Here is a 14,451-nt window from a genome sequence, read left to right on the forward strand (position 1 = left end):
ATCAACTTGCTGCAACAGTAGATGCATTGTAACTGGATGGCGAACACACCTTTCGAACCCCAGCATTAAGGGCGATGGTGTCCGCGTATTTTTAAGCGGACGCGATAGCCCTTATCGCCGGGTTTTCATGCGCCAACGAAGCTCTTACCCCAAACCGTTCAAGGCCCAGGTTGTTCAGGAGTGCCTGCAACCCGGTGCGACCGTCTCCAGCGTTGCCATCAGTCATGGCATCAACGCCAACGTCATTCGCAAGTGGCTACCGCTTTACCGAGATCAGCCACCAGCGGTGTTGCCGGCTTTCGTTCCAGTGAGGGCTTCGCCTAAACGGTCGGTTGATGCATCGGTGATTATTGAGCTTCCGCTTGGCGAGCAATTGGTCACGGTGAAATGGCCAGCTTCCGATCCTGAAGGATGCGCCCACTTTGTCCGCGGACTCGCCCAGTGATCCATATCGATACCATCTGGCTCGCCACCGAGCCTATGGACATGCGTGCTGGCACTGACACCTCGTTGGCCCGAGTGGTGGCGGTATTCGGTGCGGCGAAGCCGCACTGCGCGTATCTGTTCGCCATCCGCTATTTAACGGTATGTTTAAGTCCTCAACTCAAGGCGCCCCATGACCATCCACGCCCCTCCCACGCAAAAACGCTTGGTAGTATTAATCGACGCCGACAATGCCCCCGCTGCGCATTCCACGCTATCCGGGTACGTTCGAACTGCAAAAGAGAGGAGCGTCGGGAGTGGGCGGTTCAATCCTCTATGCCCGACACCACCAGCCGAGCTCGTAGCACCTGTCGCCAACGACCGCTCTTGGCCGATTCTGTTGAAAAAGTCATGTACATAGCAACCTTGGCTCCGCGAATTACGAGTGGCCACCTTCGCCACTCGCCCGGAGGGCATCCGCCTCCCGCATCAGCCAGAAACACAAACCACCAACCGGCCCTCTCTCAGCTCCAACCGCCTATCACGCGTCAGTTGCTCGATTCTTTCTTTCAATGGCGCTGTCACCTTGGCCGTGGCGCGGCCAAAGCCGAGCAGTCTCAAAGCGCCAGAGATCGCGTCGTCATGACTCATGGAAAACCCCGAGATGATGATTTCTATCAGTGCCTGGTCGAGCTCTTCCGGCGCAACCCACTCCAGCTTGCGCTCAGCCGACTCCCAATGCGCCCGGCTGCGGATGACAACGGGGCGATTCTCGACCAGGTGGAGAAATTCGCCACGGCGCAGGAAGTGCCTCTGCTTGATGCCCAGGCCAATGGCGTGTTCCACGGCGGCGATGATTCGCGAGCCTTGGCGGGTCACACCGAAAGCATCCATGAGCCGTCGGGTGACTTCCACTGAATGCACCGGTGATTCGACGTCGACCACAGTACGGATCATCCGCAGCAGGTGCTCGGGCTGGTGTTGATGTAGTTCCGCTTGGGTGCTGACTGCAGAGAGCCGCGCCTTTTCATAAGGTTGACTGGCGACTGGCTCGACTTCGGCAACGGTTTCGTCACGGATAATTTCATGCAGGGGCTCAATCAGAACTTCTGTGACCGAGACGTTGCGACGGTTGGCTATACGTTCGCGGGCGGACTCGATCGCCGCCACTGTGCGGGTGATTTCTTGCTGAGGATTGCGGAACCAATCGGTACTCCAAATGCGATGAAAGTTCCAACCCAAGCCCTCAAGTACGCCTTGGCGCAACCGGTCGCGATCACGTGCGGAACGCGAGCTGTGATAGGCAGCGCCGTCGCATTCAACGGCCAGCACGTAGCGGCCGGGGAACTCGGGGTCTCTCACGGCGAGGTCAATAAAGTAACCGGCAGTGCCGACTTGCGGCTCTACCTGGTAGTCCAGATCGCGCAATGCGCGAATGACCTCGTCCTCAAAGGGCGAGTCCGTGGCCTTGCCGGTTTCCTCGGCGACTTCCAGCTCACCCGTTTCCGCGTACTTGAGGAAGTTCTTAAGGGCCCGTACGCCGTGTTTGGCACTGGCATCGATGTCCAGTTCATCGCCACGGAAGTTACAGAACACGCGCATCGCCAACTTTGCCCGCGTGATCAGGACGTTGAGCCGGCGATGCCCGCCGTCTTTATTGAGCGGGCCAAACTCACGAGCGATACGACCGGATTCATTGCGGCCATAACCGATGCTGATGAAGATCACGTCGCGCTCATCCCCCTGAATGTTTTCAAGGTTTTTGACGAAGAACCGCTCGCTGCCCTGTGCAGTGAAAAACGCTTCGGCCTGAGGTGTCTTGCGTCGCAGTAATTCAACCTCAATGTTGATCAGATCACGCTGCGGAACGCTAAACGCGGCCACTCCCAAGGACAGTTCCGGCGTCTCCAGCGCGTGTTTCATCACCGCTTGGGCGACTGCTTTGGCTTCGTCCTTGTTGGTCCGTGTGCGACCACGGTCATACAGTGCCTGCGGTAGGTAATCAAAGCTCACGCCCTTGGCGTGCGGGTGCTGACCAGCAGAAGGGAATACCACCAGCTTGCTGTCGTAGAACTCCACGTTGGAAACAGCGATGAGTGATTCGTGTCGGCTGCGGTAGTGCCAGCGCAGGTAGCGTTCCTGGCTGCCCGCCGCCTTGAACAGGCTGAGAATGCTTTCGATGTCGGCGGTGGATTCGTTGTCGTCATCAGCGACGATGTCGCGGCTGAACAAATCGCTAGGCGGCATCTGCCGGGTGTCCCCCACCACGACCACTTGCTTGCCACGTAAAATCGCGCCAAACGCATCGACGGCCTTGACCTGAGAAGCTTCGTCGAACACCACCACATCGAACGCCAACTTGCCTGGAGGCAGGAAGTTGGCGATAGACATGGGGCTCATCATGAACACCGGTTTGATTTGCTGAATCGCCCGCCCGGCCTTGTCGATCAGTTGACGGATCGGAATGTGCCGACGCTTCTTATTCAGCTCTGCGCGCAAAATTGCCATTTCACCCGGCTGGTTCACATTGGGCATATGTTCCCACACCTGCCGCGCCAGAAACGTTTGCGCATGGCTCAACGAGGCGGTGTCGAGGGCTTTGAACCTGGCGATCTGATGCTCGTGCTTGATGCGGTCAAATTGCTGCAGCGCTGGCTTTTCGGCGTAGACCTTCTGCACCAACCCCGAATACCAGGAAAAATCTAGGATAGATGGCAACTGATCGGGAGTGTCGCTACGCAGGGCAATATTCAGCAACTCATCCAGTTGGGCCTGATGCACTTCGCCCGACAACACGTTAAAGCGGGCCATTTGATAGAGCGCGCCCAGGCTGGACCGCCACAGCTGCAAGCGCTCACCCAAGGCGGGGAGATCCAGACTACGCAGAGCTTGCACGGTGTCATCCTGCATACCGGTGACTTCCAGGCCGGCTAGCAATGCTTGATCAAGACCAGCGAGGTGCACCTCAATGTCAYAAACTGTCTCCCCGAGCCCACTGGCATCCGTGTGCCCGGCGAGGAACGCAATAATTCCCTGCGGGACATGGCCGTTGCCGAGGTCTTCGTAGAGCTGGACAACCCAGGTGCTGACGCGCTCCAGCACCGCCCAGTCGGACTGTTGACGCTGCCATTGAGCACCGAAGAGCGCACTACCCAGCCCCTCATGCTGGTCGTAAACTTTCTTGCTCTGTTGATAGACCAAGACCGAATCGACCAGAGTGAGCTGCTCGGCGTTGCTGCCAGGCAGCGTATTCTGCGCTAGCCCTTGCAAGCGAGCCTTTGCTGCGCGATAGCGCCCGGAAAATACCTTCCACCACTTGTCACCGTAGGCCAGCAGGTTCTGCCGAACGTCTAACAGGTCCTGCTCCCACGCGGCCTCAATCAGCTGGGTGCCGTGGTTGGCCCTGCATGTGCTCATGCGCTGGCCGGCATCGAGCAACTCGCGGATTGCGTCACGGCGCAGTTGCCAGTCACCCGTACTCAGCTCTACTCCTTGCAAACGAGGAGCTTCAGCTGCCCGCCTTGCGGCGCGACAGATGACAGCAACGTCCGCGAGAGTAGCGGGTTGGGTCAGCATCAGCCGAGTCGACAGCGCCTTGGCGGTGGCGTCCAGAGCGGCCAAATGTGCACTTGCCTGCTGCAATGCATCGTTCGCACTGCTCTGTTCAATCGGAGAGAAATAAGTTCGCTTGCTTCCCCAGAACGGACTCCGGTCTGGGCGGCCCATCTCCCTAAGATGAAGTGTCAACTCCTCAACTAGTTCGCGGCGTTTTTGCTGATCAGCCCGAGTCCAAGCCACCATTGGCGCGAAGGCAATCGTCGGCAATACACCGTAGCTGCGCTTGAGTTTGAGGTAACGGCCCAGCACCTCGACAAAATCCAGGCCGCTGGCACCCACAGGCGCACTCACCGTTTCGCAATAACGGTTCAAGTTGCCTTGCAACTCCGCCAGGTTGGCCAGATCATCCTCGCCCACCTTGGTTAGCGGGCGACCCTGTTCAAGCGTGCGACCCAGTTCTTTGATCACCGATTGTTTGGTCGACTTGTGGCTGTGCAGCTCCAGCACCGCATCACCCAAGTGACACTCGTCGAGCCGACGCTTAACCACTTCAAGTGCAGCCATTTTTTCGGCCACGAATAACACGGTTTTTTTCTGGGCAATCAGTTCCGCGATGATGTTAGTGATGGTCTGCGACTTGCCAGTGCCCGGAGGCCCCTGGATAACCAGGTTGGCGCCTTCGCGCACTTCGAGGATAGCTTCAGTCTGGCTGCTATCCGCATCTTTAACGAATCGGACTTCCCCAGGCTTGAGCACCGAGTCGATGTTTACACCTTCGGCATAGGACGGCCGCTGGTCACCGAAACCAGACCCCAGAAGCCGGTTGATTACCGGATGGGCATCGGGTTGATGGTCTTGCGGCCAACTCTTCGGGTCCAGGTCCTTGAACATCAGGAACTTGCCGAAGGAGAAGAACCCGAGGGCAGCCTCGTTTGTTGAAACCTTCCAGCGGGGTTGCTTGCTTATCAGATCGGTCACTTCAGCATAAAAGCTGTCGAGACTACCCTCTGTAGCATCGAAGCGATCCTCACTGAACTCACAGGCCGCGAGGTCGAGACCAAAATCGGTCTTGAGCTTGGCGATCAACGACAAGTTAGGCATCAACTCGTCGCCGGAATACTTCAGTTTGAAGGCGTCCTTTGCGCCACTGCGTTCAAGGGTCACCGGCAACAACATCAAGGGAGCCTTGCGCAGGTTCTCCGAGCTGTCCGCTTCGTACCAATGAAGGAAGCCCAGCGCCAGAAACAGGGTGTTCACCCCTTGCTCCTCGACAAAGGCCCGCGCCTCAGTGTGAATCCTCAACAGCTGCAGGAACAGGCGCTCGTCATCCAGCGCCGTCTGCAGCCGCGTATCCGTATGCCGCCGTGCTCGACCCGACTCATCCACCTCATCGTCGACAGCACTCAACTCGCCCAAGCTGTCGAGTTCATGCAATAACAACTCATCAGTCGCTGCGTCTTGAGCCTCCGCGCCCTCTGGCTGCGCGGCCTTCGCCAAAGCAGCCAACTTTTGGCGCGCCATCGGCGAAAAGCTCATTGCCTTCTCCTGCCGGTAAAGCAGGTGGAACACCGCCTCAGACAGYTCATCCACCACCGCTAAAGTCTTAGCTGACGCGCGGAAGTTAAGCATGGTGTTACGAAGGCCGATATCGAGCAATTCCTTGCGGCTACCTTGCAGCTTTTGACTGACCCCTGAACTCATGAAGATTCTCTTAAAACGTGGTCGAGACTGGAAAACGAAGTGGGAAACAGATGACCGTTCGTTAACGGTAAGCGCCTGGATCATGAACGACGATCATGGTCATGACAACGGACTAGTGGTGCCTGTAGAACCGAAAAAACAACCACTACCGCAACAGGCCCACGACTGATCGGGGTTGCCTACAAGCACTTCATCAATCAATGCATGAAAATGAAGAGGTTAAACCCACAGGTAAACTTTCGGAGATGAGAGCTGAGCAGGGTGTGGCAGTCGCACCTAGCGACTCATCGAATGGTCTCTGTAGCCTCAAAGTCCATCTTGACGTTGCATGGGCCGATTCATGAAGGTTAGCAACCTCTGATTGAATGATCACAGCCTTGAATCACCCATGACGTAGCGAATCGACGCGGCCAAATGGGCATGCTCTGTATACCTATCTGAAAGAAGTGCTGACGCGGTTTTCTAAGCAGTAAGTGAAATTGCCAAGCTGCTGACACATCGTTGGCAGCCAGCATAATCACACAACTGAGATCGTCACATGCTTACCGCTGACGAGCGGGAGCTAAGCAATCGCTGCTGACGGTCTAAACTGGTTTCACCCTCCCCGCTCCACCAAGGACCGCGCGACGTCCATGAACCTTCAACGCCTACTGCAAGCCATCAACTCTAGCTCCGTCATCCGCTACAGTGTCAAGCTATCGCCAACTTCGGGCGATGGCCTAGTCCGCCCACCCACTTACATGCCTGAGAAGGATGGAGGACCGCCGTACATCGCTTTTCGCAGGGCATTTGTGGATGGAGAGCTGCGTGAAATAGTGGTGCTGGATTCACCGCAAAGTCAATCCAACCGGATAGAACATGCCTTGCTCGAAGCGCATCGGACTGGGCGCATTTACTACCCAGATATTGTCATCAATTTTCCACCCGAAATGCGTGAACCGAGTATCTCGGTTCTCGAACTCTCGCATCGCATCTACGATGCCTGTCTCCACGCATCCGAACACGGCAGCGAGAACTTCTTCTCAAGCGATATCGGGGAAGCCATCAAGAACGCACGCCCGGGAAACGCCACCGCTCTATTCAAATATGCCCCCATCACCCTGGTTTTGGGTGGCTGGGATAGCCAGAGTGGGACGGGGCCACGAACTGCCAAGATTCAGCGGCTTTTGACCTCGGAAATCATCGGCCTCGATGCCCAGCGCGTCTCGCTGTCTGCTACCAAATTCGACGTTATGGATATTCGCCATAACGTGAAGCTCGTTAAGATCGCCGATTCCAACCGTCGCTTCGAAATAATGACGGAGAAAAATAGACCTTCAAAGAAAGACGAAATCAAGAGACCGAGTGATATGGGCTTTGGCAGCATTCCGTGCAACAACGTACCGGGTGCAGTCATCAGTGGCGCCATTCAGACTAGCGTACTCTCCTGCTCTGGACTACGTAGTCTCGCCTTCCCCAAAGACAATGGCGAGATCGATTCAGAACGCAACCAAGCTGGCCGTGCTGTGCTGGCTGCCCTCGCCCTTTACGGTTTCTTCGCCCAGATGGAAGCGGGTTGCCTGTTACGTTCCGGCTGCGAGCTGGTGCCTAAAGACGACGGTCAGCTGGAGCTCATCGGACGTACCCTCAAGGACGTGACCAAGCTTCATCTATCAGGTGACAATGCCCTTACCCTGCTCAACCAAGCCATCGAGCACGCTGACAAGTTTGACCTCAGCTTCCGCCCCGAAGTACTCAGCCTCAACGCCGACGATCGCCTTGTGGAACTGGTCAAACGCAGTCGCGCGGCCGTTCTTGCAGAAGACAGTTCGGACAACACTTGAGGAGACCGTCCATGCTGCAACTACAGCTCGGCTTTCCCACAGGCAGGTACTGCGCAGCCTGTTTTCATCCTGCTCAGCCTGAGTGGCCTCCGCATCCCTCCCGCGTCTACTCAGCATTGGTCGCAGCGGCCTATGCCGGCGGTCGTCAGCTATTGGATGATGAACGCAAAGTGCTGAAAACCTTGGAACAGGCCGGGCCACCCGTGCTGGCCCGGCCTGAGGCTGACACGACGGCCGGAGCGACCCACTATGTACCAGTGAACGACGAGCGCTCTCGGCTCGGTGAAAAGTCGTTTGGCCCACTCTTGCCAATGCGACAACCCCGACACTTTCCAGCCGCATATCTATTAGGTGAGCCTGAGGTGATTTTCTCGTGGCCGCTTGACCTGGGCACGGATGAGCTGGAGCTGCTCGACCAGTTGGCCGCACGCATGACGCACCTTGGTACGTCGCACAGTCTGGTGATAGCCCACTTCACCTGCAGTGAGGTCATTGCCACGGACGTCTACGTACCCAGCCCCCATGGTGATCTCTCGCTGAAGGTACCGTTGCCGGGCAGGCTGCAGGAGCTTGACGAACTCCACGAGCATCGCGGTGGAGTCGTCCGGCGACCCCAGCAGCTGCGCGAGAAATTTGTCACCTATGCCCAAGTTACGGCTAAACCACAGGCCCACTCATCGGCTTACGATTGGCTGGCATTCCGCTTCAAGGGTGCCGCCTGGGGGGCCGACGCTGCCCACACCCTAGGCAAGCATGTGCGGAAAGCCATCATGTCCCTGTTGGATACGCAGACACCAGCAGCCGTGCATGGTCACGACGGAGAACAACTGCACGTAGCCTGGCTACCTCTGCCGTTTGTTGGCTCTCCCCATGCCGACGGCAAGATCCTCGGGATCGGGATAGCACTTCCTATCAGCCTAACCGGACAGGAACGAGACCACACGCTCATTGCGATGAAGAAACTTCTTCCCTGTTTGAAATTGCCCGATGGACAGGTGGCCGAGCTCGAACCCGTCATCGAGGGGACAGATACCATCCTCACGCTACGCACCCAGACCTGGGCTGGTATCAGCACCTGCTGGTCCACCGTGACACCCGTAATACTGGACCGTCCACCCAAGCGTTTTGAGTCCGGCCGGGTTGCTCAGGCGTTGGTGGAGTCGCTGGTCATTGCCGGCTTCCCTTGCCCAATTTCGGTGACACTCAACCAAACCAGTGACTTTAAAGGTGGGCCAGCAGTTCGCGAGATTCCCACCCCGATACCCCGCACGCATGCCCGGGTAGTCTTCGCCGAACCTGTCCAGGGGCCGGTCATTGCCGGTCGCTGGAAATACTTCGGTATAGGCTTGTTCCGACCTACACCCTCGGAACTCAAGTCATGAGCCCGCCCAGCTTCGAAGACTTCTACCGAGCAATTCACGGCCACCCCCCCTTCCCTTGGCAGGGTCGAGTTGCCAAGAGGCTGGCACGCCGCACTACCTTCGCCGTCAACGTTCCATCGGGGCTAGGCAAGTCGAGCCTGGTCGACGCAGCCGTGTGGGCAGCAGCCCATGGGGCATGGCGTCGTATCATCTTCGTCATCGACCGCCGCCTAGTGGTGGATGAGGTGTACGAAAACGCACAACGCATCAAGACATTTTTGCAGGAAACGCAGCTCCCCCAACTACTCGTACTTCAGAAGCGCCTCAAGGAAATACAGGTAGTACGCCTTCGCGGTGGTGTGTTTGGTGACGATGGCTGGGTGCTCTATCCGGAGCGCCTGAGCATCATCCTGACCACGGTTGACCAGTTGGGCTCACGTCTACTTTTTCGTGGTTATGGCGTCAGCCAAAAACGCTGGCCCATGCATGCTGGGTTCTTCTCCGACGACGCCCTGATTGTGGTCGACGAGGCACACCTCAGTATGCCCTTCCTACAGACACTCAACAGCCTGAAGGTAGCCGGCGCCAATCTCGCGATCATTCCGATGTCGGCGACGCTCAAGAGCGACTGGCCGACAGAGACGCTTGGTCTCGACGAGGAGGACTACGCTCTCGACATTGTCCGGCAGCGGCTCTCCGCGTCCAAGAGGATCCGTTTGCGGGAGGTCGGTATATCCGACAAGGAGTTCGCGAAAGAGGCACTGGTCGCCCTCGAGGCACTCCGCCAAGAAAACCAAACCCGCAAGGTTGCCGTGGTCGTCAACCGGGTCAGCATAGCCCGCACTCTGTTCGAATTGCTCCGTAAAAAGAAGATTGGCTGCACACTCTTGACCGGGCGCATTCGCCCCATCGAGCGCGACTGGCTGGTGGGGAACGTACTCCCACAGATCAAGGCGGGTCGAACTCGCAGCGACGATGACGAATTATTTGTGGTTGTCGCCACACAGACCATCGAAGTGGGTGCGGACTTTGACTTCGATGCGCTCATCAGCGAATGCGCGCCCCTTTCCGCCCTGCGCCAACGCTTTGGACGACTCGACCGCCTAGGTCTGCTCGGTAAAACCCGCGGTTGGGTACTTCGCCGTAACGGACAGAAAGCTGATCCAGTTTACGGTAAGGCTAGCGCAGATGCCTGGGAGTGGCTCAAAGCCAGAGCTGTCTTCGCTGAAGACGTCGTCGACTTCGGGCTGAATAACTTCGATAAACTGCTCGCAGAAGCACCAGCCCCAACCGAAGACAGTCCCTTGGCAGCAACCCTGTTACCCAGTCACATTCACGCCCTCAGCCAGACCGGCCCGTACGCGCCCAAAGTGGATCTGACAGGCTGGCTGCATGGCCCGAGCAACCAAATCCCCGATGTCATCCTGGTCTGGCGAGACGATCTGAACACCTTGCAGACGGGGGATTGGAAGGAGGACTGGAAACGAGCCGTCAGCCTGCTACCGCCAATACTCCGTGAGGGGCTGGCCCTACCCCTAAATGAAGCTCGCGCCTTCCTCAATGGCATGAGATCGGCTGGTACCCTGAGCGACCTCAACGGCCGTGATGCCAAAGAGAAAAACACTGCAAAGGAAACCAAGCAGGTGTTGCGCTGGCGAGGCCCTGAAGACTGCGAGGTGATTCCACCGAATCTCATCCAACCCGGCGATACACTGGTACTGCCCTCCAATTATGGCGGCTGCGACCAATGGGGATGGGCGCCGAAAGACGCCTCCGAGGTTCCCGACCTCGCGGATGACTGCCAACTGGAAAAGCTCCGGGCGAGAGAGTCCCAGCGTTTCACCCTGCGCCTCGTCGACGGCCACAGACTTGTAATTGGAACAGAAGAAACGGCCATCTGGGCGCAAGCCAGCTTCCTGCGCACTTTACTCGGACATCCGAACGAAAAAGATGCCCCGCACGAGGATATGCCTGGCGCCCGGAGTAAGGCCCTTTGTCTGCTGCTGAAGACGTTACCTGTTGAGCTAGAATATGTCCTGAAAAATGCCCAGATTGAATCTCACCCCGCCGGGCTGGTAGTACGAGGCAGGGGGATAGAGGATTTCGAAGACCGCATCGAAACTGGTCGTAGGGTCACCCTCGAACAGCATCACCGTGACGTCGCTCGCTGGGCCGAAGATCTGAACCTCAACCACCCTCAACGTAAGGCACTGGTAGGGGCCGCAGCCGTTCACGACGCGGGCAAGCAGGAACCACGCATGCAGAAGCTGTTGTATGGCCATCCCCTGGATGCGGCACTCGGACCTGCACTGGCCAAGTCGGCTCTTAGCAGTCGTGACCAGCAGTTCATGGCTTACCGGCAGTCCGGTCTGCCCACGGGCTTCCGCCATGAGTTTGCCAGTCTCGACTTCGTGCTAATCAAAGACCCACTGATCCGTCATCTGGTGGCGACGCACCACGGACATGGTCGGCCTTGGTTAAAGAGTTGCAGTGACCCCACAGCTCCCGGCTCCCACTTCGCCGCGCTGGACAACCACTGGCCGAAGCACTGGAGCGAGGTCCTGAACCAGCATGGTCCTTGGCAACTGGCCCAGCTGGAGTGGCGCCTGCGCGTCGCCGACGCCCGCGCCTCGATGGAGGAAGCCCTTTAGCCGGAAGGTGATATTCAATGACTCAGAGCTCCGATGCACCTTACATTGACCTGATCGGGCTGCGCATCGCCTCTCCCCAAGGATTCATGGCGGCGCTTGGCCTGTTGCGCGTCTGCGGGCAAGACCTCGGATTGGACATTCGCCTGTCCTGGCCAGCCGGCTATGCACGGCTGCATGGCATCGACTGGCCAGCGCTGCTGGACGGCATGACCACACACATGCGCGGCCGCTCGGAGGCCACAGAGTTCAATTTTAAGGTAACGCAGGACGACGGCTCGCAAGCAGACGTCAGCAAACTCAACCGCATTCGCCCCGCAGACTATCGTGCCGCGGCTAACAGCATGCGCGACAATCCCCGTGCTTTGGCCTTCCTCGCAGCATTTGCCACGGACGCAGTTGTTTCCAAATCTGGCTTCGTGACGCCGAATAGCCTGGACTTTTCAGCCGGCCGGCAAGAGTTCGTCGACAACATCCGCTATCTTGCCAAAACACTTGCTCCGCCCAGGGATAAGAAAACCATTGAAACCCGCCTGCACAAAGTGCTTTTCGGCGAGCCTTACGAAAAGATCAAGAAGCTCAGATTCGGTTGGGACCCAGTTGCTGTGAGAAGGCATGCATGTGAAGCCGCGGCCCCGACCGACAGCGATCCTCCCTGCCAACCTTTCAGTGTCTGGTTCGCGATTGAAGCGTTGCCCTTGCATCCTGTTCTTCCGGTCAGCCCACACCGTGCCGAAACCACAGGCTTTGACGAAGACCACTACGTCTGGCCACAGTGGTTAGAGCCGTTGACTCTGGAAGAGGTGCGTTTGCTGCGACAACGTCCAGTTGACACCCTCGAGAAGCTGGAAGGGGTGCAGGCCATCTGGCGTTCGGCAATTGCCAAATGCGGCCGATATCGCACCCTGAGTACTGCAGAGCGAACCTCAGGCTACCATCCAGAACCGGAGAGGCTCGCGTCCAACGCAAACAACTGAACTAGGAAGGCTGTAATGGCCTAAGCTGCATTCGATGGATACCATGATATACGTTATCCTGCCCCGTTCGCGGAACCGCTGTTAAGTCCCCCTTCCGCTCAATGGGTTACGAACGGGGAGATCCTACCCAGCTGCAAGGCTGGGCATCGTGGAAGCCGCGACGAGGTGGATTTCTGTAACCAGCGCGTACTGATCCTACCCAGCTGCAAAGCTGGGCATCGTTTGACAGAGCTCGCCACGAAAGTGGAGAGCTCTGACTGTTTCTGGGCGAAAAATCTTAGCGGGCTTTGGGAGTCAGAATTTCAGCATGTTCCCGCCCTCCACCGAGAGGCCATCATTAAGAGGACAGGAGCAGGCGGCAATACGCACTGCCCTGCACGCGAACCTATTGAAAGCTGAGGTAGCGATATCGGAGGCGGCTAATAGCGGAACCGAAGAAGAGTGTCAGGCGCGCTGATCAAGATAGCGATTCGAAAGCTGGTGGATCCGGAAACCGATGAGGATGCTCGCGCCCTGGTGTCAGGAGCTGGATTGACTACTAATGCGCGATCAACCCACGCCGCAATGACGGCTAGTGCGCGGAAAACGCAGCAACAAAACCTGTGTATCGACTACTCGACTGGATACCTAGTTTTGAGATTTTACGCTTTTGCACTGACTACTTATCGGTTACCTGAATGATTATTTGCTTGCTATTTATTCGCTTACTTAAACGACTAGCTAGAGTAACGCTAATAGCAATAACTTTTCTCAAAAGCGATAATCGGATAAAACTCTCAAGATATTGATTTTATTACGAATCACCTAAAAAGATGCGAACAGACCCGCGAAGGCTTTGCTTGACAAACAAGTCACCAAGTCAACCAAGAACACTTAGCGACTTAATTTTTGAGGGTTTTCGATGCAAGTTATTATCACTTAGAAAACTCTCGCTTTTTTAGCCTTCCTTTCTAATATAAATAAATAATAATTCAATATTAATATATATAAGAAAAGGTAGCTAAAAGTAACGGGCAAAGCTCTGCCCTGCGGGAGCGATTGAGCCCTTCCTGTCGGTTCCTTTCGGGCAGCCGTAAACCTTCGGTCAGCTTTCCAACCGGCCGCAGTTTCGTTCGTGCTTCAGTCCTGCGGCTAGTGTTTCGTCACGTTCATCGCTTACCTTCAATGGCAAGGAGCATCTGCCTTTCTGCACAGCGGACTTGGGCGCGGCCACCTGCCCCCTTCGCGTGGATGATCCTGCACAGGGTTTGTCAGTCCGCGTTCACCAGCTAAGGCGGTCCACCTGCTCGCACAGCAGGATGCCCCCCGGTCGGGAGTCATCGAGCAGGCGGAACAGTTCCGAGCGGTGCAGCTTCGTACCGGATTCGTTTTCCGGGTAGAACCCGGCGATGAACTGGCCATATTGCTCACCAAATGCTCCGAGCAATTGCCGATTTTGCTCAACGCCCTGCTCCAAGGTGGAGGCGCGAGAGTACGCTCGGACCAGCGGGGGTGTCGGTGGGCATAAGACCTCCACCAACAAGTATGGGGGGCTTGGGCACGGCAGAAAAATCCGAATTGACGCCTTCATAGTTCAGAAGTGAGCGGGACGGTTGTCGATCCCCTCGCGCTGCCGTTCCAGCATCATCTCCCGCTCAAACTGGGCAGGCGGCATCCAGGATATGGGGGGCTTCCCGTGTCGGCTGGAGGCATAGTTACGCCGGTTTAGTGGAGCAGCCTGTAAATCACGGTCATGATCACGGCGATGACACAGTAGAGCCCAGTCACCACGGCCATCGGATACCAGAAGGTTTCACGGGTGAACTTGCAGGCCTCGACTGTCGGTTTCGGGACCTCGGCACTGACCTTGCGCGACTCTTCATTGCGCTGGATTGTCTGGTCGATCAACTGGCTGATCGCGGCATGGATCTTGTCCAGTTCGGCTTGGCTCAAACCGTGGGTGGCCATGGTGTTGGCTCCT

At 57.1% G+C, this 14,451-nt stretch carries 8 protein-coding genes; 5 read left to right on the plus strand and 3 right to left on the minus strand.

All coding sequences use genetic code 11. From position 1 onward, the window contains the following. The first annotated feature begins 127 nt into the window (after positions 1-127). Positions 128-445 (plus strand): IS66-like element accessory protein TnpA, encoded by a 318-nt coding sequence (gene tnpA, locus AC1DXW_RS14185; protein ID WP_477760112.1) that lies wholly within the window; start codon positions 128-130, stop codon positions 443-445. 467 nt (positions 446-912) lie between these two features. Here the strand turns inward: tnpA and AC1DXW_RS14190 are convergent, their stop codons facing one another. Beyond that, a complete protein-coding gene (locus AC1DXW_RS14190; protein WP_477760113.1) occupies positions 913-5,682 on the minus strand; it encodes a DUF3320 domain-containing protein in 4,770 nt (1,589 codons plus the stop codon). Between the two features lie 632 nt (positions 5,683-6,314). Between AC1DXW_RS14190 and cas7g the strand changes: the two genes are divergently transcribed. The 4 genes from cas7g to AC1DXW_RS14210 are packed head-to-tail and all read left to right on the plus strand — an operon-like array spanning position 6,315 to position 12,491. Continuing rightward, the gene (gene cas7g, locus AC1DXW_RS14195) at positions 6,315-7,505 is read left to right on the plus strand and encodes a type I-G CRISPR-associated RAMP protein Csb1/Cas7g (RefSeq protein ID WP_477756843.1); all 1,191 of its coding nucleotides are present in this window, start codon (positions 6,315-6,317) and stop codon (positions 7,503-7,505) included. A gap of 11 nt (positions 7,506-7,516) precedes the next feature. After that, a complete protein-coding gene (csb2, locus tag AC1DXW_RS14200) occupies positions 7,517-8,887 on the plus strand; it encodes a type I-G CRISPR-associated protein Csb2 (protein ID WP_477760114.1) in 1,371 nt (456 codons plus the stop codon). Further along, positions 8,884-11,517, plus strand: coding sequence for a type I-G CRISPR-associated helicase/endonuclease Cas3g (gene cas3g, locus AC1DXW_RS14205; RefSeq protein ID WP_477760115.1), 2,634 nt, complete (start codon positions 8,884-8,886; stop codon positions 11,515-11,517). Before csb2 ends, cas3g begins: the two co-directional genes overlap by 4 nt. Positions 11,518-11,534: 17 nt before the next feature. Then, complete coding sequence (locus tag AC1DXW_RS14210) at positions 11,535-12,491, plus strand: type I-G CRISPR-associated protein, Cas3-extension family (protein ID WP_477756131.1); 957 nt, start codon at positions 11,535-11,537, stop codon at positions 12,489-12,491. Between the two features lie 1,261 nt (positions 12,492-13,752). Here the strand turns inward: AC1DXW_RS14210 and AC1DXW_RS14215 are convergent. Together AC1DXW_RS14215 and AC1DXW_RS14220 are read right to left on the minus strand one after the other, a co-directional pair. Further along, positions 13,753-14,061: a recombinase family protein gene (locus AC1DXW_RS14215; protein ID WP_477756132.1), complete on the minus strand. Its 309-nt coding sequence runs from the start codon at positions 14,059-14,061 to the stop codon at positions 13,753-13,755. A 134-nt stretch (positions 14,062-14,195) separates the two neighbouring features. Next, positions 14,196-14,438 carry a hypothetical protein gene (locus tag AC1DXW_RS14220; RefSeq protein ID WP_225923243.1) on the minus strand — a complete coding sequence of 81 codons (243 nt, stop codon included), beginning with the start codon at positions 14,436-14,438 and terminating at the stop codon, positions 14,196-14,198. Between the last annotated feature and the right edge of the window lie 13 nt (positions 14,439-14,451).

It is taken from the genome of Pseudomonas sp. P4_C4 (genome assembly GCF_056402055.1).

Coding starts and splice junctions, on each gene's coding strand:
- tnpA (WP_477760112.1), top strand. CDS start 128: ATGCGCCAACGAAGCTCTTACCCCAAACCGTTCAAGGCCCAGGTTGTT.
- cas7g (WP_477756843.1), top strand. CDS start 6,315: ATGAACCTTCAACGCCTACTGCAAGCCATCAACTCTAGCTCCGTCATC.
- csb2 (WP_477760114.1), top strand. CDS start 7,517: ATGCTGCAACTACAGCTCGGCTTTCCCACAGGCAGGTACTGCGCAGCC.
- cas3g (WP_477760115.1), top strand. CDS start 8,884: ATGAGCCCGCCCAGCTTCGAAGACTTCTACCGAGCAATTCACGGCCAC.
- AC1DXW_RS14210 (WP_477756131.1), top strand. CDS start 11,535: ATGACTCAGAGCTCCGATGCACCTTACATTGACCTGATCGGGCTGCGC.
- AC1DXW_RS14215 (WP_477756132.1), bottom strand. CDS start 14,061: ATGAAGGCGTCAATTCGGATTTTTCTGCCGTGCCCAAGCCCCCCATAC.
- AC1DXW_RS14220 (WP_225923243.1), bottom strand. CDS start 14,438: ATGGCCACCCACGGTTTGAGCCAAGCCGAACTGGACAAGATCCATGCC.